The organism is Mesorhizobium sp. M4B.F.Ca.ET.143.01.1.1, assembly GCF_004792275.1.
Classification (GTDB): Bacteria; Pseudomonadota; Alphaproteobacteria; order Rhizobiales; family Rhizobiaceae; genus Mesorhizobium; species Mesorhizobium abyssinicae.
Map to the genome: position 1 here is coordinate 1 of NZ_SRSR01000097.1, position 439 is coordinate 439.

Sequence of the window (439 nt, forward strand, 5' to 3'; positions counted from 1 at the left end):
ATCAAGACAGGCTATATCAGGGCGTCCGGCTTCAACATCGTCACCTCCTACGACGCCGACGGCCGCCAGCTGATCGTGGTGGTGATGGGCGCCGATTCGGCCCGCCAGCGCAACGACCACGTCGAAGCGCTGATCCAGCGCAGCCTGTCGCCTGGCATGGACGGCACCAAGACCAGGCTGATGTTCGCCGAACAGCAGTAGGGGTGCGGGCGCGCCGCCTTGGCCATGTGGCGTAGACACCCCACCGACTTCGTCATCCACGGGCGGAGCAAGGAGCGGAGCGACGCGGCGCAGACCCCTGGAGCTGCTCTGCAGCCCAAGGGATCCATGCCGCGACATGTGGGCGCCGCAACGGTGCGGAATTCTGCAGCGCTGCACCCACGACCGAGGTCCCGGCATGGATCCTCGGGTCTCCGCGACGCCGCTGCGCGGCTGCTCC

At 67.9% G+C, this 439-nt stretch carries 1 pseudogene; it reads left to right on the plus strand.

Features of this window, described 5'->3' with window-relative positions:
- Positions 1 to 201, plus strand: a pseudogene (locus EN786_RS36125) (D-alanyl-D-alanine carboxypeptidase); the annotation flags it as partial.
- Positions 202 to 439 lie beyond the last annotated feature (238 nt).